Source organism: Burkholderia sp. AU30280 (genome assembly GCF_020420125.1).
In the GTDB taxonomy this organism is placed as follows: Bacteria; Pseudomonadota; Gammaproteobacteria; order Burkholderiales; family Burkholderiaceae; genus Burkholderia.
Map to the genome: position 1 here is coordinate 78881 of NZ_JAIZRY010000001.1, position 25067 is coordinate 103947.

The following is a 25067-nucleotide window of genomic DNA, read 5'->3' on the forward strand; positions in this document are numbered from 1 at the left end:
TTCGTGCGGCGCCCGATTTCCGACCGACAGCATGACAGCTCGCCCTGCGTTCCCGTCTCCCGACACCACCGGCACCCGCGCACCGCGCACGCCGTCCCGCCTCCTGCGCCGCGCGGCATGCGTGATCGGCGCCGCCGCGCTCGGCTACGGCGCGTTCGCGATCGCATTTCCGTCGCAGGTGCCCGCGGCGATCGGCACCGTCGTCGCCGACTGGACGGGTGCGAACCCGCATCCGGTCGTGCTGCAGCGGCCCGCCGCGCAGCCGCTGTCGGCGGTCGCGCAACTCGGCCGCGCGCTGTTCGCCGATCCGTCGCTGTCCGCGTCGGGCAAGCAGTCGTGCGCGTCGTGCCACAGCCCCGATCATGCGTACGGCCCGGCGAACGCGCTCGACGTGCAGCCGGGCGGCCTCGCAATGACGCAGCACGGCTATCGCCCGCCGCCGTCGCTGATGTACCTGTATCGCCAGCCGAACTTCAGCATCGGCCCCGATGCCGGTGAAAACGACGCCGCGCCGACCGTCGCGCAGCAGGCCGCGTCGGCGGCCGGCGTCGTCAAGGCACAGAAGGTGGCCGGCACGTCGGCCGCGCCGCAACTGGTGCCGCAGGGCGGGATGTTCTGGGATGGCCGCGCCGATACGCTGCAGCAGCAGGCGTTCGGCCCGCTGCTGAATCCGGTCGAGATGGCGAACGCGAGCATCGACGACGTCGCGCGCAAGCTCGCGCAGTCGTCGCACCGCGCGCAACTCGAGCAATTGTTCGGCGCACGCGTGTTCGACAGCCCGCAGCTCGTGGTGTCGGAGGCAATGTTCGCGATCGCGCGCTACCAGGTGGAGGATCCGTCGTTCCACCCCTACAGCAGCAAGTACGACCGCTGGCTCGAAGGCCGTGCACGGCTCACGCAGGCCGAACTGCGCGGGCTGCGCCTGTTCAACGATCCGGACAAGGCGAATTGCGCGGGCTGCCACCTGTCGAAGCCCGGCAAGGACGGGCTGCCGCCGATGTTTACCGACTACCAGTACGAGGCGCTCGGCGCGCCGCGCAACAAGGAGCTGGCGCAGAACCGCAACCCGGCGTTCTACGATCTCGGCGTGTGCGGGCCGTTCCGCGAAGACCTGAAGGACCAGACGCAGTATTGCGGAATGTTCCTGACGCCGACGCTGCGCAACTCGGCGACGCGCCGCGTGTTCTTCCACAACGGCGTGTTCCACACGCTCGACCAGGTGATGGCGTTCTACAACGAGCGCAGCATCTCGCCGCAGAAGTTCTATTCGCGCGGCGCGGACGGCAAGGTCGACGAGTACGACGACATCCCGCCGAAATATCGCGCGAACGTCGACGTGACCGATGCGCCGTTCGATCGCAAGCCGGGCGACAAGCCCGCGATGACGGCGCAGGACATCAAGGATATCGAAGCGTTCCTGGGCACGCTGAACGACGAGCCGGCGCAGCACTGAGTCAGGACGACCGCCGCGCCGCGGCGTGTCAGCAGCGCGCGCGGATGCAAAGGAAGGCCGGGGCCAGCGACAGCTCCGCATGGAGCCGCTCCGACGCGGCCCTCATCTCGGGCAGCGGCTTCGGCTCGACGAACCGGTCGAGCCGCCAGCCGCCGTCGGCCACTGCGTTCAGGATGTCGGCGAGCGGCCGCCGCCACGCTTCGACGTAGGGTTTCGGTTCGCCGAAACCCGACCAGTGAAAGCCGAAGCGGGACGTATCGAAATAGGTGCCCTCGCCGCGCGTGCGTTCGTCCATCCAGTCCCGCATCGGATGCGCCATCGAAAACACGAGCGTGGCGCCCGGCCGCGCGACGCGCCGGAATTCGCGCAGCGTCGGCGCAAGATCGCGCACGTAGTCGAACGCGAGCGAACAGACGATCTTGTCGAACGCATCGTCGGGCAACCAGGCGAGCGGCCCCTCCAGATCGCCCTCCACGATGTCGACCGGGAGGCCCGCGCAACGCGCTCTCGCCAGCGCGACCATCTCCGGCGTGACGTCGAACGCATGCACCGTCGCGCCGTGGCGTGCCAGGTGCGCGCTGCAGATACCGGGCCCGCAGGCGGCGTCGAGCACCGTCAGGCCGTCGACGTCGCCCAGCAGCGCCATCGTTGCCGGACGTTCGTACAGCGCGTTGTGCGCCTTCGTCGGCGCGATGTCGGCATAACGTTGCGCGAAGCTCGCGTACGCCCGGCGGCCGGGCGGTTCGTTCGGATCGGTCATGCAGCCTCCCTCGGCGGAAACGGGGTGGGCCGATTATCCACCGGCGGATGGCGATCTGCGCCCGGGCCGCCGATATCAGGCCGTGCCGCCCGCCTCGCGCCCAGTCGCGTCGGAACAGATACATCCCCGCGAACGAACACGACGCACGGGAACAGCAGCGTCGTCATGCACTATCCCATGATGTCGCGCACGCCGGGCCCGGCAATCGCGATCGTGGAAACGGGGAGGAAAACGGCCACTGGCGGTGCGATCGGCGCCGCCGGTGAAAAGGTCGGATGCGGGTGCGTTATCGGCCGGCGGTCGCAGGTGCGCTCACGGTTGCAACCGGATTCAACCGCTGCTCGGCCAGCCGCTGCGCGAACCGATACGCGACCAGCGAGCCGGCCACGGCAAGCAGCATCGGCACGAGGCTGTCGTGATCCGCGCGCGTGAACTCGAGCAGCAGCACGACCGCCGTGATCGGCATCTGCATCGACGCGGCGAGAAACGCGGTCGCGCCGATGAGCGCACACCCGCCGATCGACGCGCCCGGCCACACGAGGCTCCACAGCCCGCCGAGCACGACACCGAGCAGCGCGCCGTTCGCGAGGCCCGGTGTCAGCAGGCCGCCTTCCGCGCCGACGCGCAGGCTGCCGGCCTCGATCAGCACCTTCAGCACGAGCAGCGTTGCGGCGAGGCCGATCGTCAGCGTGCCGTCGAAACCCAGCGACGCCGGGCCCTTGCCGTTGCCGAGCAGTTGCGGGAACCGCATCGCGAGTACGCCGATCACCGCGAAGTTGAGCAACGCGAGCACGGGCAACCGCCCATCTTTGGGCGCGTCTGCCCGCGCACGCGTCGTGAGCCGCACGAAGCCGTACGCGGCAAAGCCGAACAGCGGCCCGCAGACGATCGACCACACCACCAGCGGCGTGCTCAGCACGAACGGCGGCACCGTGTACTGGTGTTCGTTGCCGAGGCCGATCCACGCAACGGCCGCGGCGATCGCCGATGTCGCGACCGCCACGACCAGCGCCCGCAGCGCGAACGTGCCGAGCAGCACTTCGAGCACGAAGATCGCCCCGCCGAGCGGCACGTTATAGACGGCCGCCAGGCCCGCGCCCGCGCCGCACGCGACCATCAGCCGGCAATCGTCGGGCGTGAGCCCCGCCGCATGCGCAAGCCGCCCGGCAAGCAGCGAGCCGATCTCGCGCGGGGCGACTTCGCGACCGAGCGGCGAGCCGAGCGCGACGGTGACGATCTGCAGCAGCGCGTGAACGGTCGTGCTGACGACCGGCATCCGCGGATCGGCCGCACGCACCGCGCGGCGGATGCTGACGAGCGGCCGGCCATACCGGTACAGCGCCCACCAGCCGCCGCCGGCGACGATCCCGCAGACGATCAGCACCGCGAGCCGGCGCAGCGGATCGGCGCCGGTCACGCCGGTGAGGAAGCTCTCGGTGCCGATCACGTGCGCGATGCCGTAGCCGTACGCGACGTGCTGGATCGCATGCAGCAGCAGCGCGAGCAGCATGCCGCCGAGGCCCGCGCCGACGCCGGTCAGGATCGTGACGACCGCCACGCGCGCGAACGGGCTGGCGGCCGGCGAGGAGGATGCGGGAGCGGACGGGAGATCGAGGCGCATGGGGTCGGCGAATGGGATCGAAAAGACGGCGTGCAACCCGCACGCCGTTGTCAGGACCGCATCGTAGGCCCGCGCCAATCATGAGACAAACGTATTTTTCGAATTGACTCATGCATTTGATGAATACATGAAGCCTGGCGGGCCTTGACCGCCCGCCGTGCACGTCAATCCGGATACGTGACGCGCTCCGGTTCGCGCCGCATGATGATCTTCCCGTGGCGGATCGACAGCGTGGCCTTGGCCTGCCGGCGCACGGCTTCGTAATCGCTGTCCGCGTCGAGCACGACGAGATTCGCCGGACGCCCGACCGCGATGCCGTAGCGGTCGCCGAGATGCATCGTCGTCGCGCTGTGGTCGGTCACGAAGTCGAGGCAGCGCTGCAAGTCCTGGTAGCCCATCATGTGGCAGATGTGGAGGCCCGCATCGAGCACGCGCAGGATGTTGCCGTTGCCGAGCGGGTACCACGGGTCCTTGATCGAATCCTGACCGAAGCACACGTTGATGCCCGCGCGATCGAGTTCCGCGACACGCGTGACGCCGCGCCGCTTCGGAAACGTGTCGAAACGCCCTTGCAGGTGGATGCTCTCGGTCGGGCACGAGATGAAGTTCAGGCCCGCGCGCTTCAGCAAGCGGAACAGCTTCGAGCAGTACGCGTTGTCGTACGAGCCCATCGCGGTCGTGTGGCTCGCCGTCACGCGCGCCCCCATCCCGCGCACGCGCGCTTCTTCCGCGAGCACTTCGAGAAAACGCGAATGCGGATCGTCGGTCTCGTCGCAATGCACGTCGACGAGGCAGCCGGTGCGCTCCGCGAGATCCATCAGGAAGCGGATCGAGCTGACGCCCTGCTCGCGCGTGTTCTCGAAATGCGGAATCCCGCCGACGACGTCCGCGCCGAGTTCGATCGCCTGCTCCATCAGTGCGCGGCCGCCGTCGAACGACTCGATGCCTTCCTGCGGAAACGCGACGATCTGCAGGTCGATCAGCCCGCGTGCTTCGTCCTTCACTTCCAGCATCGCCTTCAGCGCGGCAAGCGTCGGATCGGTGACGTCGACGTGCGTGCGCACGTGCTGAATCCCGTGATCGCGCAGCATGCCGATCGCCGCATGCGCGCGCGTCTTCGTGTCCTCGTGCGTGATCGTCGCCTTGCGTTCGGCCCAGCGCTCGATGCCCTCGAACAGCGTGCCGCTCATGTTCCACGCGGGCTCGCCGGCCGTCAGCACCGCGTCGAGGTGAATATGCGGCTCGACGAGCGGCGGAATCGCAAGGCGGCCGCCCGCGTCGACATCCGCTGCGCCCGTGGGTGCGACCGGCGCCGACTGTGCGTCGACCCGCGCGATCCTGCCGCCGTCGATGCCGATCGTGAACAGGCCGTCGCGGCCCCGCAGGCGTACGTTGAACAGATTCATGTGAAGTCTCCCCGTGGCATCCATGAAAACGGCCGCGCGTGGCGCGGGCGGCCGTGCGATCCAGTTGACGCGTATCGATGAAACGTACCGATGCGCGCGCGTCTTCGCACGCGTGTAACGCCCGGCGTCGGCGCGAACGCCCCATTCTCCGCGCACCGGTCACGACGATCAACCGCCGTGCCGCGCGCCGCGCATGTTGCAACGATGCGACAGCCGGCCACCGAGGCGCGGATGCCACGCGCACGCGATCGCGCAAAAGCCGCCCGCGTCAGGCGCACGCGGCACGTCATGTCGGTTTTGTGAAGGACTCTTGCCGGATCCGGAAAGGTGCGCTCGCGGCCCCCGGCGGCCTTGCACGTGGGATGCGTTCCTATACTTGCGCCGAACTTTCGTTGCCAGTCCCACACGCAGGAGCCTTGATATGAAAAAAACCCTCGTCGCCGGCGCATGCACCGCCGCGCTGTTCGCCCCGCTCGCTCACGCACAGAGCTCGGTCACGCTGTATGGCCTGATCGACGCCGGCATCGTCTACACCAACAACGCCAACGGTGCGTCGCTGTGGCGCCTGAACAGCGGCACCGTCAACGGCAGCCGCGTCGGGTTTCGCGGCACCGAGGATCTCGGCGGCGGCCTGAAGGCGCTGTTCGTGCTCGAGAACGGCTTCAACGTGAACAACGGCGGGCTCGGGCAGGACGGCAAGCTGTTCGGCCGCCATGCGTACGCCGGCCTGAGCCAGAACGGCTATGGCACGCTGACGCTCGGCCGCCAATACGACACGATGGTCGACTTCGTCGCGCCGCTGTCGGCCACCGCCGGCGACTTCGGTGACACGAGCTTCGCGCATCCGTTCGACAACGACAACCTGAACCACTCGCTGCGCATCAACAACGCGGTCAAGTACACGAGCGAGACCCATGCGGGCTTCAAGGTCGGCGCGATGTATGCGTTCTCGAACGCGACCAGCTTCGGCGCGAACCGCGCGTACAGCGTCGCGGCAAGCTACACGAACGGCCCGCTGAAGCTGGCCGGCGCGTACCTGCAGATGAACGGCACGAAGGGCTCGACGAGCGCGAGCCCGGGCGCGACCGATGCGGCCGAAGCGAAGAGCCTGAACCAGGGCGGCTGGTCGATCGGCTCGGACCGCATGCGTTCTTACGGCGGCGGCATCAGCTACGGATTCGGCCCGGCCACCGTCGGCTTCGTCTATACGCGCTCGCAGTACGACAACACGGGCTCGTTCGGCTCGACCGGCCAGGTCGCGTTCAACAACTACGACGTGAACGTGCACTATGCGGTGACGCCGGCCGTCAGCCTCGGCGCGGCCTACGTGTATACGGACGCCAGCGTGTCGAACCCCGACAGCAGGCACGGCACCGATCCGAAGTGGCATCAGGTCGACCTGCAGGCCGTCTACAAGCTGTCGCGCCGCACGGACGTCTATGCGGAAGCGATGTATCAGCACGCAGCGGGCCGCGGCTACCAGGCGTTCATCGACGGCTCGGGCGGCGCATCGAGCACGGCGAACCAGATCGTCGGCACGATCGGCATGCGCACGCGCTTCTGACCGGCGCGATGCATCGCCGCCCGACGGCCGCGAACCTGCGTTCGCACACGGGTTCGCGGCCCGCGGGCGGCTTGCGCCAATGTTGTTCCATCTGGAAGGCAGCCTGCCTGGAATCAGGGTTTTTACGCGCGAGGGTGCTGCGTAGACTGCCAGCAAAGGTCAGGGTCACGCATCGCGTCGATCCGGCCGCCCACCCCGTACCCAGGAGAACCTCGTGAAATCGCTCGTCGCTGCCGCCGCCGCTACCGTCCTGCTTGCTGCACCGGCCCTGTCTTTCGCCCAGTCGGCCCCATCGCCCGTCACGCGCGCGCAAGTGCTGCAGGAGCTGGTCGATCTCGAGTCGGTCGGCTACAACCCGGCGCGCGGCGAAGTCAACAACTATCCGGACGACATCATGGCGGCGCAGGAACGACTCCACGAAAAGCGTCTCGCGGAACAGAAGGCGGCACACGCCTCATACGGCCCGGCCGGCGAACCGGCAACGGAATCGGGTGCGGCCGCCAGGCCCGCGCGGTAACGGCACGACGAAGCGCCCCGCCCGCGTGAACCACGTACCGCGGGCATGGCGCGATTCGCGTTCGCCTGGTTGGCTTGACGAGAAAACGCCGGCCGTGCGGGCAATGCGCCGACGCGCGTGCGCCGCTCAGGCGGCCTGCGGTTCGCGATCGATCGCGCTCAGCATCTCGACGTCGCGCGCGATCATTCCCGGCACCTGGGCACGCAGCATCTCGACCCAGGTCCGCACCTTCGCATCGATGAAGCGGCGCGACGGATATAGCGCGTAGACGTTCATCTTCTGCAGGATATGCGCGGGCAGCACGCGGACGAGCGTGCCGTCGCGCAGTGCGTCGATCGCCGAGTACAACGGCAGCATGCCGATCCCGATGCCGTCGCGGATCGCGAGGGCGAGCGATTCGGCCGTATTGGTCTGCACCGGCCCGGTGACGTGGATCTGTTCGACGCCTTCGGGCCCTTCGAGCACCCATTCGTGTGTCGGGAACGCCGGCGTGCACAGCGTCAGGCACGCGTGCGCAGAGAGATCCTGCGGGCGCGCCGGCGCGCCGTGCCGTTTCACATAGTCGGGCGACGCGCACAGGATGCTGAAGGTCGAGCCGAGCAGGTGCGACACGAGTTCCGAATCGGGCAGCGACGACGCGGTCACGACGGCCATGTCGCTCGTGCCGTCGAACAGGTCGGGCATGCGCTGCGACAGCGACAGCTCGATCGATACGTCGGGGAACTGCGCGTGATAGCGCGTCAGCGCGGGCAATACATAGTGATGACCGACGCTCGCGAAGCTGTGCATGCGCAGCACGCCGGCCGGCCGTTCGTGCGCGCAGCTCGCCTCTTCTTCCGCGCGGTCGACGTCGGCGAGGATCTGGCGGCAACGCCGCAGATAGTTTTCGCCGGCCGACGTGAGCGCGAGACGGCGCGTCGAACGATTCATCAGACGGGTGCGCAGGCGCGCCTCGAGCTCCGACACCGCGCGCGACATCGCGCCCGTCGTCGAATTCAGCGATTGCGCGGCGGCGGTGAAACTGCCCGTCTCGACGACGCGCGAAAACACCCGCATGTTTTGTAGGGTATCCATTCCTGTGAGCAACCTGTAGCGGAGCCGCCATTTTCCTCCACGCGATGCGACAGATTGTTACTCCGGCTGCAACTATCGTTTCCCCGCAACTGCGTTAATGCGCGGGCGCCGCACTCCTACAATCGGCGCCTCAACAGTCGAACGGACCCGTTCGGACGCGCCGCGCATCTCGCCCGGCCCCGTGCCGGCCCCCTCTTTTCATGAAGCCACAACCTGCGATCGAGCGACCTTCCATCGAACCGGCACGATGGAGCACATGGCTCGATCCACTCGGCGACGCGGCACGCGACTGGGCCGCGAGCGACGGGCTGATCTGGCTGCACCTCGCGAAAACGGTGTTCGCGGCGCTCCTTGCGATGGGCATCGCGATGCGCCTGGAGATGTCGCAGCCGCGCACGGCGATGACGACCGTGTTCGTGCTGATGCAGCCGCTGTCGGGGATGGTATTCGCGAAGAGCTTCTACCGCGTGCTCGGCACGGCGGCCGGCCTCGTCGCCGCACTCGCGCTCGGCGGGCTGTTCGCGCAGCAGCCCGAGCTGTACATGGCCGGCATCACGCTGTGGATCGGCACCTGCATCGCGCTCGCGGTGCGCAACCGCCACTTCCGCTGGTACGGCTTCGTGCTCGCCGGCTACACGGCCGCGCTGATCGGCCTGCCGGCCGTGACGACCCCGCAGACACTGTTCCAGTCCGCACTCACGCGCGCCGCGGAAGTCGCGCTCGGCATCGCGTGCTCCGGTGCGGTCAGCGCGCTGATCCTGCCGCTCAGCTCCGCGAAGGCGCTGATGCGCTCGCTGGGCACGCGCCATGCGACGTTCGCGGCGTTCACGGCCGGCGCGCTCGCGGGCGACGTCGCGCGCGGCGATTTCGAGCGGCGCTTCGCCGATTTCGTCGACGACATCGTCGGCTTCGAGGCCAATCGCGCCTTCGCGTCGTTCGAGGATCCGCACATTCGCGCGCGCAGCCGCCGCCTCGCGCGGCTGAACAGCGAATTCATGAACGCGTGCACGCGACTGCATGCGCTGCACCAGCTCGTCAAGCGGCTGCGCGCGAATGGCGCGGACGCGGTGCTCGACGCGCTGGCGCCGCACGTCGACGCGCTCGCGCAGCGCTTCGCCGCGCTGCGCGACGAGCGGCCGCGCGGCGTCTCGCCCGCCACCGGCGCGCTGCTCGAACTGCGCCGCTTCCACAGCGCGCTGCCGAAAGCCGCGCGCGCGTCGCGGCGAAACATCGAGGATCATGCGGCCGGCGGCCTGCTCGACTTCGATACCGCGATCGAGCTGCTGTACCGCTTCATCGGCGAATATCTCGGCTACGCCGACACCTATGCGTCGCTCGACCAGGACGATCACGCATTCGAGCGCTCGGTCACGCATTACGCGGTGAAGACCAACGCGTTCTTCGTCGGGTTCGCGTTCCTGCGCACGATCGTCGCCGTCGGTGCAATGAGTGCATTCTGGCTTGCCTCCGAATGGCCGAGCGGCCCGCTCGCCGTGATCGCCACCGCGATCGCGTGCGCGCTCAGCTCGACGTCGCCGCGCGCGCCGAAGTTCGTTGCGCAGATGAGCGTCGGCGCGGCGTTCGCGACCGTCGTCGGCTACCTGTTCCTGTGCTACGTGTATCCGAACATCGACGGCTTCCCGCTGCTGTGCGCCGCGCTCGCGCCGGTGCTCGGCCTCGGCGCGTTTCTCGCGATGCGGCCGGGATTGTCCGGCTACGGGATCGGCTTCGCGGTATTTTTCTGCCTGCTCGCGGGGCCCGACAACGCGATCGCGTATACCCCCGAGGTGCTGATCAACAACGGCCTGGCGATCGTCGTCGCGATGCTCGCGTGCGCGCTCGTGTTCGCCGTCGTGTTCCCGACTCACATGCCGTGGCTCACGGGCCGCATCGCGCACGACCTGCGCCGCCAGGTCACGCTGGCGTGCGAAGGCGCGCCGGATGGCCTCGCCCAGCGCTTCCAGTCGAGTACGCACGACCTGATGGCGCAGCTGCGCACGCTGCTCGTGCGGCGCACGCGGCAGCATCGCGACGCGCTGCGCTGGATGCTGTCGACGCTCGAGGTCGGTCACGCGGTGATCGACCTGCGCGACGAGTTGAACACGTTCCGCGCATCGAAGCCGCCGCAAATGCTGCGCTGGACCGGTTCGATCGACGCGGTGCTGCGCGAGCTGCCGCGCTTCTTCGACGACCCAACACCCGGCCATCACGCGCGCACGCTGAAATCGGTGAATCTCGCGATCCGCGCGGCGCAGCACACGCTGCAGGCGTGGTACGCCGTGCCCGACGAGCGGCACCGCATGCAGCGGATCGTCGGCTGCCTGCACTTCATGCGCAGCGCGCTGCTGGACAAGGACGCGCCGTTCAACCGGCTCCGCCATTGAGGATCGGTGCGCGCGCAACCGGATCCTTGTTCCGGATGGAAATAAGCTCTACAGCCGCGGTGATTAATCTTTAAGCAGTGCGAGCCTATAGTTTCCTCACTGCCAGCGAGACTGGCACTCATCCAGGAGAAACCAACATGAAGCCGCTGCACCTCGCCCTCGTTGCCCTGTCGCTCACCGCTGCCGTTGCTCACGCACAGCCGGCTCCGGCAGACGTCGCACAGCAGCAGGCGAACCGCGCCGAAGCCGTCGCAACCGCAGGCCGCGTCGATCGTTCGCAATCGAAGCAGGAAGACCCGAACGCCTGTGTCGGCCCCGTCAGCTTCTGCAACATCTACTTCGGCAGCTGAGCATGACGCCGCGTCGTCACGGCCACGCCCGTCCCGCCCGCCTTGCATGCGCGGGCGAGCGGCGGCCCGGCCGCTCGCCGCATCACCGCTCTCCCCCGCGCCGCGTCGATTGAAGCGGCGCATGTCGTTTCAGGCGCCGCGCCCAGGCCGCCAGCCCACCTCGCGCAACGCATCCAGCAAGCGCGCCTGCCCCAGCCCTTCGACCCGCGCACCGCGCGACTCGACGTCGCCGCCCGCGACGAGCGCGTTCACGATCGCTTCCTCCACCGCTTCCGCCGCGGCGACGAACAGCGCGGAAATATGGTCGTTGTTGACCATCTGCACGCCGGTGGTCGGCGCGCCCTTGCTGCCGTAGTTCGCCGCCGGCAGGCCGTCGTTGCCCGTTGCGAACGCAAGGAAGATGTCGCCGCTCGAATCCTCGGTGCCGCCGCCGACGCGCGCCAGCCCGACGCTCGCACGCTGCGCGAGGCGCGTGCATTGATGCGGCAGCAACGGCGCGTCGGTCGCGATCGTCACGACGATCGATCCCATCCCGGCCTCGCCTTGCGCGTCCGGCGCGCGGAACGGCGAAGGCACGTGCCGCAGCACTTCGCCGACCGGGTAGCCGGCCACGCGCAGCATCTCGCGCACGCCGTAGTTCGCCTGCACGAGCGCGCCGACGGTCCAGCCGCCCGCATCGGCCGCGACCACGCGCGACGCGGTGCCGATGCCGCCCTTGAACTCGTGGCAGATCATCCCCGTGCCGCCGCCCACGCCGCCTTCGGCAACCGGCCCCGGCTGCGCGGCGGCCAGCGCGCGCTGCACATGCGCGGCGCTCACGTGCTGCCCCCAGATGTCGTTCAGCAAGCCATCGTAGGTTTCCATCACGACCGGCATGCACCAGTACACGCGGCCGGCCGCCGCTTCGCGCTCGTTCGCGACGAGTGCATCGCGCACCGCGCCGACGCTGTGCGTGTTCGTATAGGCGATCGGCGTGGTCAGCAGGCCGGCCTCGCGAATCCATTCGAGCCCCGTCGCGTCGCCGTTGCCGTTCAGCACGTGCACGCCCGCGAAACACGGCGAATCGTGCGCGGCGCCCGCGCGCGGCTCGATGACGGTGACGCCGGTGCGGATCGATGCGTCGCCGTTCTCGACGTTCAGCGTGCAATGCCCGACCCGCACACCGGGTACGTCCGTGATCGCGTTGAAGCGGCCCGGTGTGCCGAGTCCGATGCGGATGCCGAGATCCCTCGTGCGCATGATGCAGTTCCTCCAGTCTCTCAATGGTTCGGTGTTTCAGTGCTTCGACAAGGCTAGCGCTCAGAGCGAGCGGAAGGCCTCGCTGTGGCGCGCCCAGACCGCATACATCACGAGCGCGGCGATCAGCAGCCCCGCGATGATGATCAGGTCGGTCGGTTTCGTGGCCGTCGCGAGCGTCGTGTAGAGCGTATAGGCCGCGCCGGCTACCGCGACGAGCGGCGTCACGGGCCACAATGGCATCCGGTAATGATGTTCGACGTCACGGCGCACGAAGCGGCTCGCGAGTGCGGCCAGCCCGACGACCAGATAGATCAGCAACAACAGGTCGACCGTGAACGCGGTCAGTTCGTCGAGGCTCGACACGAACACGAGCCCGGCCGACGGCACCGCAAGCGCCAGGGTGGCGAGCCACGGCGATTCGAGGCGCGGATGGATCGTCGAGAACGCACGGTTGCAGGTACGCGACCAGAGCGCGTGCCGGCCGCTGCTGTACAGCAGCCGGCCCATCGTGATCACGATCGCGATGATCGCGTTGAACACCGACAGGAAGATCCCGCCGCTGACCACGCGCGACACGGCCGGGTTGCTCAGCGAACGCACGACGTAGCCGATCGGGTCGGCGCTCTTCGTCAGCTCGGTCAGCGACGGTGCGCCGAGCACGATCGCGGTGAGCGGAATCAGTTCGACGACGAGGATCACGAGCAGCGAGTAGATCACCGCCTTCGCGACATTGCGGTTGCCGCCGCGCAGGTCTTCCGCGAGATAGGCGGCCGAGCCGAAGCCGTTGTAGCAGAAGATCGCCGTGCCGATCGCCGGGACGATCGCGGCCAGTGTCGCCGGCACGAGCGCGTTGCCGCTCGCGACGACCGGCGCGATCAGCGCGTCGGCGCCGCGATGAGGCGAACCGAAGCCGAGGCCCGCGATCAGCATCAGCACGCCGATCTCGACGACCAGGAACGCGCCCGTGATCCACGCGTTCGTCTTGATGTTCAGCATGCCGAGCAGGTAGCTGAGCAGCACGATCGTCAGCGCGACCGACTGGTTGCCGAAATGCGTGCCGAGCGCGTTGTTCAGGTAGGGCGCGGCGCCGCTCGCGAGCACGGCCGGGATGAACACGCTAACGGACAGCACCGTGATGAAGGTCAGGTAGCCGGGCAGCGTGCCGAACACGCGCTTGGCCATGACGTATTCGCCGCCCGCACTGCGGTGCGCGGCGCTGAGCTCCGCGTAACAGAGCGCGAACGCCAGCGCGAGCACACCGCCGAGCAGGAACGACAGCACCGCGCCGCTGCCGGCCTGCTGGATCGCGAACGGCGCGATCACGAAGATCGAGCTCGCGGGCGTCACGCCGGATACGGTGATCATCACCGCATCGCGCACGCTGAGCGTCTGCGACAGCGCGCGCGGCGCGTCTTCCGTTGCAGGCGCCGCTTGCAGCGTGCCCGTCGATTCCGACATCATCGCCATTTCGTTCTCCTGTCCTGCTTTGCCAACGTTTTTTGAACGCCCATACTCGGGCCCGACTGATTGCGTGGCAGTCTAGGAAGCCAATTTCAGGACCGCTATTCCCCCTTCGTGTTACGCCCTTCCGGTGGTGGTATGGATCGTCTCTTTTCCGAAATCGCGATGCACCAGGCGCTCGGCCGCGCAATCGATCATCTCGGCCAGCCGCGCTTCTGGCGGTTTCTGGTGCTGTTGCTCAATGAAATGGCGCCGTTCGACAACGCGCTCGCGACCGCGATCGGCCGCGACGGCGTGCCGCTCGTGCTCGACGAATACGACACGGGCGGCACCGATGCCGCGTCGCCGGTGCCGCTTTACCTGAATGGGTTATATCTGCTCGATCCGTTCCTGCAGGCCGCTCACGACGGGCTCGCCGACGGCTGCTACCGGCTCGAGGAAGTCGCGCCCGACCTGTTCCGGCAGAGTGAATATTTTCTGAGCTACTTCCGCGATGCGGTTGGCGACGACGAGATCCAGATCCTCGTGCGGCCGAACGCCGACCTGCTGCTGTCGCTGTCGCTCGGTGCGGGTAAGCGATTCGACGTCGAGCCGCTCGGCAAGCTGACCGCCGCGATGCCATGGGTGCTCGCGGCGATCCGGCAGCACTGGCGGCTGGTGGGTGACGCGGCACGCGCCACGCCCGATGCCGATCTCGGTGCGCGGGTCGAGCAGGCGCTTGCGCGCTTCGGCGCGGGCGTGCTGACCGATCGCGAGATGTCGATCGCGCGAATGGTGCTGCGCGGCAATTCGTCGAAGGCGATCGCCGAGCGGCTGGCGATATCACCCGAAACGGTGAAGGTGCACCGGCGGCATCTTTACGCGAAGCTTGGCATCTCGTCTCAGCCCGAGCTGTTTTCGCGCTTCATCCAGGCGTTGGGGGAAGATGCGGCGGGATGAACACGCCGACACATCGACCAAGGCGGATGGCAGCGGGCGCGGAATCGTGCAATATCCGTGAATCGCCGCCTTCCCTGGTTGTCCGTTGAAACACATACGGACGATCCGTCGACAACGAGACTGCCCCGAAACAGGAATCCCGATTCATGTCGCTCATTCCGCTCGTCGGACTTGGCTGGTTGCTTCTGTGTGCCATCAGCGCCGCGTCGATCGTGCTCGCGCCACCGCTGCTGCTGGTCGCTTACCTGATGGGGAAGGATGTCTGGTCGATTCTCACGCGTGGCCGGCTGCAGTTCGCGTTCCTGGCCTACCTGGGTTCCGCGCCGGTGCCGGCGGTCTTCACGTTCCTGCTGGAAGCCGGCGCCGCGGCCGGGAGTGCCGGCGGCTCCGCTTCCGACGCGTTGAAAGCGTGGAACGAAAGAGCGTTCTTCGTTTTCGTCGGCGCGGCCGCGCTGTGCGGGCTGCTGCTGTTGCTGCGGCCCAGGAGCAGGCCCCCCGTGAACGTCGAGCCGTCCCGGCCGGCGCAATAGTCGAGGGGCAAGCGCGCCGGCCACCCCGCTCAGTTCGCGTTCAGGTGCGCGCTGACGAATTCGACCACCCGTTGCTGCGCATCCGCCCGCGCCACCGGCTCCGTCCCTTCGATCGGCACCACGCCGGCCTTCGTCGTAAAGGCGGGCATCGCATGCACGGGCATGTCCGGCCAGTCGAAGTCGTGGTACGCGCCCGGATACGCATGAAACGTTGCTTCCGTACCGGGTGCAACCGAGTCGAATAGCGTTTTGCACGGGGCGTACGGCGTCCAGACATCGTCTTCGCCGATCAGCACCAGCAACGGCACGGCGCTTTGCCACACGGCACCCTGTGCCTTCACGTTGCAGCTTGCCGGATAAAACGCCACCGCCGCGCGGAAATCGCCATCCGGCAGCGAGGCAGGCCGCGCCGGGCTCGACGCACGGATCGCGTTCAACACCGTCCCGCCGCCCAGCGACCACCCGACGACGCCGATGCGATCAGGCCGCACGGTATCGAGCGACTGCAGATACTTCAGCGCGCCATACGCGTCGAACGGCCGCGCGCGATAAATCTCACCGACGAAATGCGCAGGCGCGCACATCTCGCCGTGATGGCGCGGATTGAAGCTGTCGACTTCGAGCACCGTGATGCCGGCCGCGTTGAAGCGGGACGCCCAGTCGCGCTCGCGCGAATAGATCTTGCCGGATTTCGCGAACATGCCCGAACAGCCGTGCAGGAACACAAGTGCGGGATGACGGCCGGCGCCGGGCGCGGGGAACAGGTAGCCGTCGAGCATCGTCGATGGCGGGCCGTCCGTCGACGGAAAGTGAACCACCGTCTGCGCACTCGCGATCGCGCACGCACAACCCAGCACCACGGACAACAGCAGCTTGCGCATCGGACGCTCCCGATTGGTCGGATGGCACGACAACGCAATCGGGGAGGTGCCGGTTGACATGCTCGGCCGGGCGACGCTCCGCGCGCTGCCGGCGACAGTCAAACGTCAGCTTCACGGGGCGCGGCGCCCCGTTTGCCGCCGCTGCGCGCGACGCGTTCGCGCGATGCCGCTGCCGCCGCTTCCCGTCAGCCCCGTCGGTGCGATCGCCAGGTGCAACGCCCGCTCCGGCCGCCGCGTTACGTTCAGACCCTCGCGCAGCGTCCTGCTACTTCCACTTCGCGCCGATCTGCGCGAGCCCGGCATTCCGGAGATCGTCCGGCAACATCACCACGCGGAACTCGCAGTCCGCATTCAACATCAGGAACCACGGCTCCGCGAGCGCCGGGATCCGCGACGGGTCATCCAGATCGACGATCACGACCGCCCCGCGCCCGCCGTTCTGCTCCGTGAAATACACGGCTTCCGGCTTGACCGCTTCGAGTATTCGCGAGATCACGTCGCCGACGCTGCCGTCGCGCACCAGCGTATTGAACGGCTCGTGAGGGATTCGTATGTTGAGAAGCATGCGCATGACCGTCTCCTTGGGCTCCGCCCGGCGTGGGCCCTTCAAGCATAGGTGCTGCGCGACGCCTTGCCAGCGGCGCCAAAAGGCGCGGCCGGCATGCATTCACATTCCGACGATTCGATGACGCCGCATTGCGCGAACGGCAATCGTTCACGACACGCGAGCCCGGCGAGCATGTCGTCGCGTTCGACGCCCCCGTCGCATCGGCGCCCGGCTCCCCCGGGCGCGCCGCTCGCATCACTCGGGACCGCCGGCCGCGGCGGGCGCGATCGCGAGATGCAGCGGCCGCTCCGGCCGCAGCGTCACGTTCAGCACCGGCCGCGGCGGCTTCATGCCGGGCGGCGCCGACAATTCGTAGCGCTGCAGGATCATCGCGGCGACAACCGTCATTTCCGTCATCGCCAGATGCTGCCCGAGACACACGCGCGGGCCCGTGCCGAACGGCATGTAGCTTCCGCGCGGCGCGGCCGGCGCGTCGTCCGCAAAACGCTCGGGACGAAACGCGTCGGGCTCCGCAAACCATCGCGCATCGCGTTGCATGAGCTGCAGCGGCAGCATGAACAGCGTCCGCGCGGGAAACTGCCACGGCCCCAGCACGATCGGCCGGGCCGCCCGGCGGCTGATCAGGATCGGCGCGGAAGGATACAGGCGCAGCGTTTCCTCGAGCGTGTGCGTCAGGTAGCGCAGCGACGATCGCGTCTCGGCGGACGGCGCGCGACCGCCCAGCACGCGCGCCACTTCGTCGCGTGCGGCGGCCTGCGCCTCCGGATGCGCCGCCATGCACCACGCCCACCAGGTCAGCGCCCCGGCCGTCGTCTCGTGGCCCGCGAGAAACGCCGTCATGCATTCGTCGCGCACGGCCCGCGCCGGCCATCGCCGCGCGTCGTCCCGATGCAGCCGCAACAGGCGCGACAGCAGATCGTCGGGCCACGCGTGCATCGGCAGGTCGAGACGCACCTGCAGATGCCGGTCGATCAGCCCGTTCAGCACGGCTATCGCCCGCGCCTTGCCACGCTTCCACGGCATCCAGTCCGGCGTGCTTGCCGGCCAGTAGAAATCGGCGTTGGCCGCCGCGCTCACCACGCGCACGGCTTCCTCGGCCGCACGCGCATCGTCGCCGATCGCATCGGAGAACATCGTGCGCATGATCACGTCCATCGCGAGCGACGTCAGCGCGCTTTCGATCGGCCAGTCCGGATCGCGCGCTGGCCACTGCGCAAGCGCGTGCCCGGCCGTCGCCGCGATCGACGGGACGAACGCCTGAACCGGCTTCGGCATGAAATTCGGCTGCAACGCGTGCCGCTTGTCGCGCCATGCGTCGCCTTCGGCGATCAGCACGCTATGGCCGTGAACCTCCTCAAACACCCGGACGGCGCGCTCCCAGCGCCCGAGCGCATCGTGATGCGTGACCAGAAGTTCGCGCACGAGCGCGGGATCGGTCACGACCACCGCATGCTCGGGCCACATTCGCAAGTGCACGACATCGCCGTATGCGCGCTGCCAGCCGGCCAGCGTGCCGAGCAGGTCGCGCGACATCGTGCGCAGCAGCCCCCAACCCGTCAGGCCGGCACGCGGCCCCGGCGGCCACACGCCGGGCGGGTGAAGCACGGGCGCCGAAGCCGGGGCGCCCGCATGGAATGGACATTGGGAAGTGGATCGCGTATTCATGGGCCGGATTGTCCGCATCGGCGTGCCGGCGGTCTTGAACGCAAACGACATCGACACGTGTCTGGCCTGTCCCTATACTCCGGCGTCATGTTCTCCGATCCGTTATCGATCTCGCCGTCATGCCCCGATCCGCTGGCACGCGCCCCCCGCGTGCTGAGTGACGGGCGGTCGCCGCACGGGCGGCTGTACCCCGCGCCGGCGGCCCTGCAGGGCGCGGTGGTCGCGATCGTGTTGCACGACACGCGCGGGTTCGCGTTGAGCGACGCGCAGCGGCTCTCGCATTTTCCGGCCACGCCGCTGGTATGCGTGTCGTGGTATCGGGATCTCGATGTCGGCTTCGTCGAACCCGCGGCCGACGGGCCCCGGTGGCGCCCGTTCGGCGCGGCGGCGACGCTGTCGGGCAGCCATTCCGCCCCTACCGTGGCCTGGGCGCCGACGGGTGGAAGGATCGGCCTGATCTGCTTCGCCGCCGATGCGGCGCGGGCGCTGTTCGGCATCGCGCTGCCGGACATCCACGACCGCGTGCTCGACGCGCACGCGTGTCTCGGCCACGACTGGCACCCGCTGCTCGACGGCCTGCTCGGCGCGGAGCGCGATGCCGATGTGCTGGCGGCCATCGACCGTCATCTCGCGCCGCGCTGGCAGGCGCTGCGGCCCGCGACACCGCTGTCGTCGCTCCGCCACGCGGGGCGCAGCTGGGTCGAACGCCTCGCGCTGCAGGCACGCGAATGGCGCGGCACGCACAGCCCGCGCCAGGTCGAACGGCGCATCAAGACCTACAGCGGCCGATCGCTGCGCGAATGGCAGGCGCTCGTCAGGACGGAAAGCACGTTCTTCGCGGCGCGCGACCGGTACGAAGCCGGCACCGCTTTCAACTGGGCCACGCTGGCGCTCGACGAAGGGTTCGCCGACCAGGCGCACCTGAGCCGCGAGGTCAAGCGCATCACCGGTTTCTCGCCGAGCGAATTCAAGCAACGCTTCATCGAGGACGAATCGTTCTGGATGTATCGGCTGTGGGTGTGACACGGCGGCGGCCGGGTTCCGAAACATCGTCCTGAGCTTCATCGATAGTCGAAGCGAACGCGGATCGGCACAGCGCCTGCCGTCTCGCGGAGCATTCCCCGCCGTGACGTGTACTCGCCCGATTGCCCGTTCCGACCCGCACGGGCATGATGAGCGCGGGCCATCCGCATGCCTGCCGTCCGCGGTCGATCCCTCCTCTCTCCGCATCTCACCCATGTCATTACGCGCATTCAGAACGCTGGTCGCGATCGCCCGATACCGGACGTTCGCGCGCGCCGGCGAAGCCATCGGCCTCACGCAATCGGCGGTGAGCCTGCAGATCAAGACGCTGGAAAGCGAATACAACGTGCAGTTGTTCGATCGCTCGCGCCGGCAGCCGGTGCTCACCGAAGCCGGCAACATCCTGCTGGCGCAGGCCGAGCAGGTGCTCGCGATGGTCGACCGGATTCCCGATGCGCTCAGCGACGAGAAGAAGCTGGTCGGCCGCCTGCGGATCGGCGCGATCCAGACTGCGCTGTCCGGCCCGCTGCCGGACGCGCTGCTCGCGCTGCGCGCGGCGCACCCGGGGCTGCGCGTGCACGTGTCGGCCGGGATGTCGGCCGAACTGGCGAACCGCGTCGCGGCCGGCGAACTCGATGCGGCGATCACGACGCGCCCCGTGCGCCCGCATCCGGCGGAACTGACGTGGACCACGCTGTACGAGGATCGCTTCTGGCTGCTCGCGCCGCCCGACCATGCGGAACGCGACGCGGTCACGCTGCTCGACGCGCTGCCGTTCATCCGCTTCGATGCGCAGGCCTGGGCCGGCCGCATGATCGCCGCCGAGCTGCGCCGCATCGGCGTGCGCGTGCGCGAGGAGATGGTGCTGGACAGCGCGGAAACGATCGCGTGCATGGTCGCGAGAGGGCTCGGCGCGGCGATCGTCGCGCTCCCCGATGCGACGCTCGCGCGCCTGCCGCCCGTCACGCGCTTGCCGTTCGGCCAGCCGCAGATGGGGCGCGCGGTCGTCCTGCTCGAACACCAGTCGCGTCCGGCCGAACGTTTCGCGCGTGCGCTGGCCGCCGAAGTCACCGCCTCGTCAATGAGAATTTCTCATTGAACGCCCGATAATTAACCATTATTCCTGTTGATTGCGCGTGTTAACTTGGCGGCATCGTCATTCTCTCGATTGCGTGTCGCCATGTTGCCCGCCGATTGGATTCCCGCCTCGTTCCGCCGCTTTGCGTGCCAGCCGCTCGCGGCGGCCCGCACCGCCGTCACGGCTCGCGTGAGGGCGCGCCGATGATCGGCCCGATCCTGCTCGCGCTGGCGCCTGTTGCGCTGCTGGTCGCGTTCGGCCACGGCCTGCGGCGCACGGGCTTCATCGCCGACACGTTCTGGCCGCAGGCCGAGCGACTGTGCTACTACGCGCTGCTGCCCGCGCTGTTCGCGGACGGCCTCGCGAACGCGCGGCTGCAGGCGCTGCCCGTTTTACCGCTTGCGGCGGTGCTGGTCGGTTCGACCGCGCTCGCCGCGACGCTTCTCCTGCTGGTCCGCCCGTTCGTGCGGGTCGACGGCGCCGGCTTCACGTCGGTGTTCCAGGGGGCCGTGCGCTTCAACAACTATGTCGGCACCGCACTCGCTGCCGGCCTGTTCGGCGCAACAGGCATCGCGCTCGCGGCCGTGTGCGTCGCGGCGATCGTCCCGACCGTCAACCTGATGTGCGTGCTCGTGTTCGCGCGCTACGGCGGCACGCGGCTCGGCGCGGCGGCGCTCGCGCGCCAGATCGTGTCGAATCCGCTCGTCGTCGCGTGCGCGCTCGGGATCGCGATGCAGGCCGGTGGCCTCACGTTCCCGGCGGCCGTCGAGCCGGCCATGCGCGCGCTCGGCGTCGCGTCGATGCCGCTCGGCCTCCTGTGCGTGGGCGCGGCGCTGAAATTCGATGCGGCGCGTGCGTGGCTGCAGCCGGTCTGTGTCGCATCGGCATTCAAGTTCATGGCGATGCCGCTCATCACGCTCGCCGCCGGCCGCCTGTGCGGGCTCGGCGACGTGGCGCTGACGGTCGCGCTGCTGTTCCAGGCGCTGCCGACGTCGTCGGCGTCCTACATCATGGCGCGCCAGCTCGGTGGCGACGCGCCGCTGATGGCCGGCATCACCGCGTTCCAGACGATCGCCGCGGCGCTCGCGATGCCCGTCGTGCTGACCGCGCTCGCGTCGGCGCCGGTGTTTCGCTGACGACGCAGCGCCCCCCATCCCCCTGAATCCAGCCTGCCCGCCGGCCATTGCGCGATGCGGCGTCGTCCGCCGCGCGCGGCCGCTCATGCGCTGCCGCAGGTGCTCACCGAGAAACCCCGTCACATGAACGCTCCCGCCCCGTCCGCCGCCCGCGTTGCCGCCCGGCCGCACGCCGCCATCTACGTGAAGCTCACGCTCGTCGCGCTGTTCTGGGGCGGGACGTTCATCGCGGGCCGGATCCTGGCCGCGTCGATGTCCGCGACCGCCGCGGCCACCGGCCGCTTCGCGATCGCCGCGCTGCTGCTGGTCGTGCTGACCTGGAAGATCGAAGGCGGGCTGCCGAAGCTGAGCCGCCGCCAGATCGTGACGACCTTCGGGCTCGGCGCGACCGGCATCTTCCTGTACAACGTGTGCTTTTTCGCGGCGCTCGCGCGGATGCCGGCGGGGCGCACCGCGCTGTTCGTCGCGCTGAATCCGGTGGCCACCGCCGTGCTGCTCTCGATCGTCGTGCGCGGGGAACGCCTGTCGCTGTCGCGCTGGGCCGGCATCGCCGTCGCGCTGTCCGGCGCGCTGGTCGTGATCAGCCGCGGCGAATTGCTGCGGGTGCTGACCGATCTCGGCAACACGTTCGGCGCCGGCGAACGCGCGATGCTGTGCGCGGTGCTGAGCTGGGCCGCCTATACCGTGATCGGCCGGCGCGCGCTCGACGGGCTGTCGCCGCTGGCGGCCACGACGTATGCGGCGCTGTGGGGCCTCGCACTGCTGATCGTCGCGCACCTGTTCGGCTCGCCCGCCAGCAGCGGCGCGCCACTGACGTGGCAGGCCGTCGCGTCGATGCTCTACCTCGGTGCAATCGGCACGGTGGTCGCGTTCGTCTGGTATTCGCAGGGGATCCGCGCACTCGGGCCGGCCCGCGCGGCCGTGTTTACCAACCTGGTGCCCGTATTCGGCGTGCTGCTGTCGGTCGCGCTGCTCGGCGAGCCGTTGTCGCCGTCGATGCTGGCCGGCGGTGCGCTCGTGATCGCGGGTGTCGCGCAAACCAATCGCGCGAGACGCTGACGCACGGGCAGGCGCAGCGCGCACTCGGGGACGGATGTCAAATACCGGCGCCGGCGCATGGCAACGATCGCGATGCCGTCGAGTAACGCCGACGCGCGGCCGATACGCCCCCAATGTTCTCGCAGCCGCGCCAAAAACCGCCTATCGTGAATGGAGCGCCCCGTTTGCCGCCATTCGACCCTGCGTCGCTCGCACCGGCGGCAACGGCACCGCGTTCCGGCACCCTTCATCGCGATCCCGGCGCACGCTCGCCCGTGCACGATCGCGGCCGCCCACCGGATTACAGGAGGCCCTCATGAAAGCCGCGCTGCTCGTCAGCTCCGCCCTGCTCGCCATTGCATCCGCTTCGGCGTCGGCTCAAGGCTCGATCACCAAGGTCGAAAACGGTTCGCTCGTCGCAGCGAACGGAATGACCGTCTATACGTTCGACAAGGACAAGGCCAACGCCGGCACCAGCGCGTGCACGGGCCAGTGCGAATCCTTCTGGCCGCCGTACAAGGCCAGCGCGACCGACGTTCCGGTCGGGCCCTACACGATCGTCAAGCGCGACGACGGCAGCCCGCAATGGGCATACAAGGGCAAGCCGCTGTACTTCTTCTCGAAGGACATGAAACAGGGCGACCGCAACGGCGACAACTTCAAGGACATGTGGCACGTGGTTGCGCCGTAAGCGCTCGTCCGCCGTCTTCCGCGCACGCTGCGCCTGCGCAAGAAAGCCCGCGCGGATCGTCGATCCGGGCGGGCCTTCTCGCGATCGCGCCGGCCGCGCTGCGTCGTCCGCCGTCATGCGGGCGGGCGACGCATGCGGCCGGGTGGCGCGTCAGCGGTTCGACGGGAAGCTGAACACCGTCCCTTCGCGCACGCCGGCCGACGGCCAACGCTGCGTGATCGTCTTGCGCTTCGTATAGAAGCGCACGGCGTCCGGGCCGTACGCGTGCAGGTCGCCGAACAGCGAACGCTTCCAGCCGCCGAACGAGTGGTACGCGACCGGCACCGGCAGCGGCACGTTGATGCCGACCATGCCGATCTGGATGTTGTCGCTGAAGTAGCGCGCGGCCTCGCCGTCGCGCGTGAACAGACACGTGCCGTTGCCGTACTCGTGCGCGTCGATCAGCGCCATCGCCTCGTCGAGCGACTTCAGCCGGATCACGCCGAGCACGGGCCCGAAGATCTCGTGCTGGTAGATCGGCATGCCGGGCTTCACGTTGTCGAACAGGCACGGGCCGAGGTAATAGCCGCCGTCGTGGCCGTCGACCTTCACGCCGCGGCCGTCGACGACGAGCGTCGCGCCCGCTGCCACACCGGCTTCGACGAAACCCGTCACCTTGTCGAAATGCTGCTGCGTGACGAGCGGGCCCATATCGACACCCGCGCCGTTGCCCGGGCCGACCTTCATCTTTTCGATCTCGGCCTTCAGGCCCGCGACGACCTGGTCGCCCGTCTCGTCGCCGATCGCGACGACCAGCGGAATCGCCATGCAGCGTTCGCCGCACGAGCCGTACGCGGCGCCCATCAGCGCGTTCACCGCGTTGCCGATGTCGGCGTCCGGCATCACGACCGCGAAGTTCTTCGCGCCGCCGAGCGCCTGCACGCGCTTGCCGTGCGCGCAGCCGGTCGAGTAGATGTATTCGGCGATCGGCGTCGAGCCGACGAAGCTCACGGCCTTCACGCGCGAGTCGGTCAGCAGCGTGTCGACCGCTTCCTTGTCGCCGTTCACGACGTTCAGCACGCCCGGCGGCAGGCCGGCTTCGAGCGCGAGCTCAGCCATCCGCAGCGTAGACGACGGCGTGCGCTCCGACGGCTTCAGCACGAACGTGTTGCCGCACGCGACGGCCATCGGCCACATCCAAAGCGGCACCATCACCGGGAAGTTGAACGGCGTGATGCCGGCGGCGACGCCGAGCGCCTGGAACTCGCTCCACGAATCGATCGCGGGGCCGACGCTCTTGCTGTGCTCGCCCTTCAGCAACTCCGGCACGTAGGTTGCGTATTCGACGTTCTCGATCCCGCGCTGCAATTCGCCCATCGCATCGGCGAGCACCTTGCCGTGCTCGGCCGTGATCAGCGCGCACAGCTCGTCGGCATGCTCCTCGAGCAGCGTCTTGAAGCGGCTCATCACACGGGCGCGCTTCAGCGGCGGCGTGTTGCGCCAGGCCGGAAACGCGGCCTGCGCGGACGCGATCGCCGCTTCGACGGTCAGCTTGTCGGCGAGCGCGACGCTCTTTTTCGATTCGCCGGTGGCCGGGTCGAACACCGGCTGGACGCGGCTGCCGCCGTCGACGCGCTTGCCGTCGATCAGGTGGCCGACGGTGGAGGTCACATTGCTGTCGTGTTTCATCGTTCAGGCTCGTTCGTGAAT

At 68.7% G+C, this 25067-nt stretch carries 22 protein-coding genes; 12 read left to right on the plus strand and 10 right to left on the minus strand.

The features are described from left to right. Positions 1–31: 31 nt before the first annotated feature. The gene (locus LGN17_RS00380) at positions 32–1453 is read left to right on the plus strand and encodes a cytochrome-c peroxidase (RefSeq protein WP_226194684.1); all 1422 of its coding nucleotides are present in this window, start codon (positions 32–34) and stop codon (positions 1451–1453) included. A gap of 28 nt (positions 1454–1481) precedes the next feature. Here LGN17_RS00380 and LGN17_RS00385 read toward each other — a convergent pair whose 3' ends face one another. The 3 genes from LGN17_RS00385 to codA all read right to left on the minus strand — a co-directional run bounded on the left by LGN17_RS00385 (position 1482) and on the right by codA (position 5240). Next, on the minus strand, positions 1482–2213 hold the full coding sequence (locus tag LGN17_RS00385; protein ID WP_226194685.1) for a class I SAM-dependent methyltransferase: 732 nt from the start codon (positions 2211–2213) through the stop codon (positions 1482–1484). A 286-nt stretch (positions 2214–2499) separates the two neighbouring features. Continuing rightward, positions 2500–3834, minus strand: coding sequence for a chloride channel protein (locus LGN17_RS00390; RefSeq protein WP_226194686.1), 1335 nt, complete (start codon positions 3832–3834; stop codon positions 2500–2502). Between the two features lie 164 nt (positions 3835–3998). Beyond that, positions 3999–5240 (minus strand): cytosine deaminase, encoded by a 1242-nt coding sequence (gene codA, locus LGN17_RS00395; RefSeq protein ID WP_226194687.1) that lies wholly within the window; start codon positions 5238–5240, stop codon positions 3999–4001. Positions 5241–5661: 421 nt separating this feature from the next. Between codA and LGN17_RS00400 the strand changes: the two genes are divergently transcribed. Together LGN17_RS00400 and LGN17_RS00405 are read left to right on the plus strand one after the other, a co-directional pair. Next, entirely contained in the window at positions 5662–6804 is a 1143-nt protein-coding gene (locus tag LGN17_RS00400; RefSeq protein ID WP_226194688.1) for a porin, read from the plus strand. A 214-nt stretch (positions 6805–7018) separates the two neighbouring features. Next, positions 7019–7321: a DUF4148 domain-containing protein gene (locus LGN17_RS00405; protein WP_226194689.1), complete on the plus strand. Its 303-nt coding sequence runs from the start codon at positions 7019–7021 to the stop codon at positions 7319–7321. A 126-nt stretch (positions 7322–7447) separates the two neighbouring features. On the opposite strand, the gene LGN17_RS00410 is transcribed toward LGN17_RS00405, so the two are convergent. Then, positions 7448–8395 (minus strand): LysR family transcriptional regulator, encoded by a 948-nt coding sequence (locus LGN17_RS00410; protein WP_175950322.1) that lies wholly within the window; start codon positions 8393–8395, stop codon positions 7448–7450. Positions 8396–8595: 200 nt separating this feature from the next. Between LGN17_RS00410 and LGN17_RS00415 the strand changes: the two genes are divergently transcribed. Both LGN17_RS00415 and LGN17_RS00420 read left to right on the plus strand, forming a co-directional pair. After that, positions 8596–10779 carry an FUSC family protein gene (locus LGN17_RS00415; RefSeq protein ID WP_226194690.1) on the plus strand — a complete coding sequence of 728 codons (2184 nt, stop codon included), beginning with the start codon at positions 8596–8598 and terminating at the stop codon, positions 10777–10779. Between the two features lie 137 nt (positions 10780–10916). Continuing rightward, on the plus strand, positions 10917–11129 hold the full coding sequence (locus tag LGN17_RS00420) for a hypothetical protein (RefSeq protein WP_041493313.1): 213 nt from the start codon (positions 10917–10919) through the stop codon (positions 11127–11129). 129 nt (positions 11130–11258) lie between these two features. On the opposite strand, the gene LGN17_RS00425 is transcribed toward LGN17_RS00420, so the two are convergent. After that, positions 11259–12368, minus strand: a complete 1110-nt coding sequence (locus tag LGN17_RS00425) for a P1 family peptidase (protein ID WP_226194691.1) — start codon at positions 12366–12368, stop codon at positions 11259–11261. A gap of 60 nt (positions 12369–12428) precedes the next feature. Beyond that, positions 12429–13835 carry an APC family permease gene (locus LGN17_RS00430; RefSeq protein WP_226194692.1) on the minus strand — a complete coding sequence of 469 codons (1407 nt, stop codon included), beginning with the start codon at positions 13833–13835 and terminating at the stop codon, positions 12429–12431. 132 nt (positions 13836–13967) lie between these two features. Here LGN17_RS00430 and LGN17_RS00435 point away from each other — a divergent pair, with 132 nt between their 5' ends. Then, the gene (locus tag LGN17_RS00435) at positions 13968–14768 is read left to right on the plus strand and encodes a helix-turn-helix transcriptional regulator (protein WP_226194693.1); all 801 of its coding nucleotides are present in this window, start codon (positions 13968–13970) and stop codon (positions 14766–14768) included. A 146-nt stretch (positions 14769–14914) separates the two neighbouring features. Continuing rightward, positions 14915–15298, plus strand: coding sequence for a hypothetical protein (locus LGN17_RS00440; protein WP_226194694.1), 384 nt, complete (start codon positions 14915–14917; stop codon positions 15296–15298). Between the two features lie 29 nt (positions 15299–15327). On the opposite strand, the gene LGN17_RS00445 is transcribed toward LGN17_RS00440, so the two are convergent. The 3 genes from LGN17_RS00445 to LGN17_RS00455 form a co-directional block, all read right to left on the minus strand. Beyond that, on the minus strand, positions 15328–16179 hold the full coding sequence (locus LGN17_RS00445) for a dienelactone hydrolase family protein (protein ID WP_226194695.1): 852 nt from the start codon (positions 16177–16179) through the stop codon (positions 15328–15330). A 265-nt stretch (positions 16180–16444) separates the two neighbouring features. Then, positions 16445–16750, minus strand: coding sequence for a panthothenate synthetase (locus LGN17_RS00450; protein WP_226194696.1), 306 nt, complete (start codon positions 16748–16750; stop codon positions 16445–16447). Positions 16751–16981: 231 nt separating this feature from the next. After that, the gene (locus tag LGN17_RS00455) at positions 16982–18412 is read right to left on the minus strand and encodes a cytochrome P450 (protein ID WP_226194697.1); all 1431 of its coding nucleotides are present in this window, start codon (positions 18410–18412) and stop codon (positions 16982–16984) included. 87 nt (positions 18413–18499) lie between these two features. On the opposite strand from LGN17_RS00455, the gene LGN17_RS00460 reads away from it, so the two are divergent. The 5 genes from LGN17_RS00460 (at position 18500) to LGN17_RS00480 (ending at position 23378) form a co-directional block, all read left to right on the plus strand. Beyond that, positions 18500–19435, plus strand: coding sequence for an AraC family transcriptional regulator (locus tag LGN17_RS00460; RefSeq protein WP_226195259.1), 936 nt, complete (start codon positions 18500–18502; stop codon positions 19433–19435). A 214-nt stretch (positions 19436–19649) separates the two neighbouring features. Next, a complete protein-coding gene (locus tag LGN17_RS00465) occupies positions 19650–20534 on the plus strand; it encodes a LysR family transcriptional regulator (protein ID WP_226194698.1) in 885 nt (294 codons plus the stop codon). Between the two features lie 182 nt (positions 20535–20716). Next, positions 20717–21649, plus strand: a complete 933-nt coding sequence (locus LGN17_RS00470) for an AEC family transporter (protein WP_226194699.1) — start codon at positions 20717–20719, stop codon at positions 21647–21649. Between the two features lie 123 nt (positions 21650–21772). Beyond that, positions 21773–22708 carry a DMT family transporter gene (locus LGN17_RS00475; RefSeq protein ID WP_226194700.1) on the plus strand — a complete coding sequence of 312 codons (936 nt, stop codon included), beginning with the start codon at positions 21773–21775 and terminating at the stop codon, positions 22706–22708. Between the two features lie 295 nt (positions 22709–23003). Next, a complete protein-coding gene (locus LGN17_RS00480) occupies positions 23004–23378 on the plus strand; it encodes a hypothetical protein (RefSeq protein WP_021159211.1) in 375 nt (124 codons plus the stop codon). A 150-nt stretch (positions 23379–23528) separates the two neighbouring features. On the opposite strand, the gene LGN17_RS00485 is transcribed toward LGN17_RS00480, so the two are convergent. Continuing rightward, the gene (locus LGN17_RS00485; RefSeq protein ID WP_226194701.1) at positions 23529–25046 is read right to left on the minus strand and encodes a CoA-acylating methylmalonate-semialdehyde dehydrogenase; all 1518 of its coding nucleotides are present in this window, start codon (positions 25044–25046) and stop codon (positions 23529–23531) included. Positions 25047–25067: the final 21 nt, after the last annotated feature.

What these genes read in the sequence shown, in the direction of transcription:
- LGN17_RS00380 (WP_226194684.1), top strand. Translation starts at nt 32, where the DNA reads ATGACAGCTCGCCCTGCGTTCCCGTCTCCCGACACCACCGGCACCCGC.
- LGN17_RS00385 (WP_226194685.1), bottom strand. Translation starts at nt 2,213, where the DNA reads ATGACCGATCCGAACGAACCGCCCGGCCGCCGGGCGTACGCGAGCTTC.
- LGN17_RS00390 (WP_226194686.1), bottom strand. Translation starts at nt 3,834, where the DNA reads ATGCGCCTCGATCTCCCGTCCGCTCCCGCATCCTCCTCGCCGGCCGCC.
- codA (WP_226194687.1), bottom strand. Translation starts at nt 5,240, where the DNA reads ATGAATCTGTTCAACGTACGCCTGCGGGGCCGCGACGGCCTGTTCACG.
- LGN17_RS00400 (WP_226194688.1), top strand. Translation starts at nt 5,662, where the DNA reads ATGAAAAAAACCCTCGTCGCCGGCGCATGCACCGCCGCGCTGTTCGCC.
- LGN17_RS00410 (WP_175950322.1), bottom strand. Translation starts at nt 8,395, where the DNA reads ATGGATACCCTACAAAACATGCGGGTGTTTTCGCGCGTCGTCGAGACG.
- LGN17_RS00415 (WP_226194690.1), top strand. Translation starts at nt 8,596, where the DNA reads ATGAAGCCACAACCTGCGATCGAGCGACCTTCCATCGAACCGGCACGA.
- LGN17_RS00420 (WP_041493313.1), top strand. Translation starts at nt 10,917, where the DNA reads ATGAAGCCGCTGCACCTCGCCCTCGTTGCCCTGTCGCTCACCGCTGCC.
- LGN17_RS00425 (WP_226194691.1), bottom strand. Translation starts at nt 12,368, where the DNA reads ATGCGCACGAGGGATCTCGGCATCCGCATCGGACTCGGCACACCGGGC.
- LGN17_RS00430 (WP_226194692.1), bottom strand. Translation starts at nt 13,835, where the DNA reads ATGGCGATGATGTCGGAATCGACGGGCACGCTGCAAGCGGCGCCTGCA.
- LGN17_RS00435 (WP_226194693.1), top strand. Translation starts at nt 13,968, where the DNA reads ATGGATCGTCTCTTTTCCGAAATCGCGATGCACCAGGCGCTCGGCCGC.
- LGN17_RS00440 (WP_226194694.1), top strand. Translation starts at nt 14,915, where the DNA reads ATGTCGCTCATTCCGCTCGTCGGACTTGGCTGGTTGCTTCTGTGTGCC.
- LGN17_RS00445 (WP_226194695.1), bottom strand. Translation starts at nt 16,179, where the DNA reads ATGCGCAAGCTGCTGTTGTCCGTGGTGCTGGGTTGTGCGTGCGCGATC.
- LGN17_RS00450 (WP_226194696.1), bottom strand. Translation starts at nt 16,750, where the DNA reads ATGCGCATGCTTCTCAACATACGAATCCCTCACGAGCCGTTCAATACG.
- LGN17_RS00455 (WP_226194697.1), bottom strand. Translation starts at nt 18,412, where the DNA reads ATGAATACGCGATCCACTTCCCAATGTCCATTCCATGCGGGCGCCCCG.
- LGN17_RS00460 (WP_226195259.1), top strand. Translation starts at nt 18,500, where the DNA reads ATGTTCTCCGATCCGTTATCGATCTCGCCGTCATGCCCCGATCCGCTG.
- LGN17_RS00465 (WP_226194698.1), top strand. Translation starts at nt 19,650, where the DNA reads ATGTCATTACGCGCATTCAGAACGCTGGTCGCGATCGCCCGATACCGG.
- LGN17_RS00470 (WP_226194699.1), top strand. Translation starts at nt 20,717, where the DNA reads ATGATCGGCCCGATCCTGCTCGCGCTGGCGCCTGTTGCGCTGCTGGTC.
- LGN17_RS00475 (WP_226194700.1), top strand. Translation starts at nt 21,773, where the DNA reads ATGAACGCTCCCGCCCCGTCCGCCGCCCGCGTTGCCGCCCGGCCGCAC.
- LGN17_RS00480 (WP_021159211.1), top strand. Translation starts at nt 23,004, where the DNA reads ATGAAAGCCGCGCTGCTCGTCAGCTCCGCCCTGCTCGCCATTGCATCC.
- LGN17_RS00485 (WP_226194701.1), bottom strand. Translation starts at nt 25,046, where the DNA reads ATGAAACACGACAGCAATGTGACCTCCACCGTCGGCCACCTGATCGAC.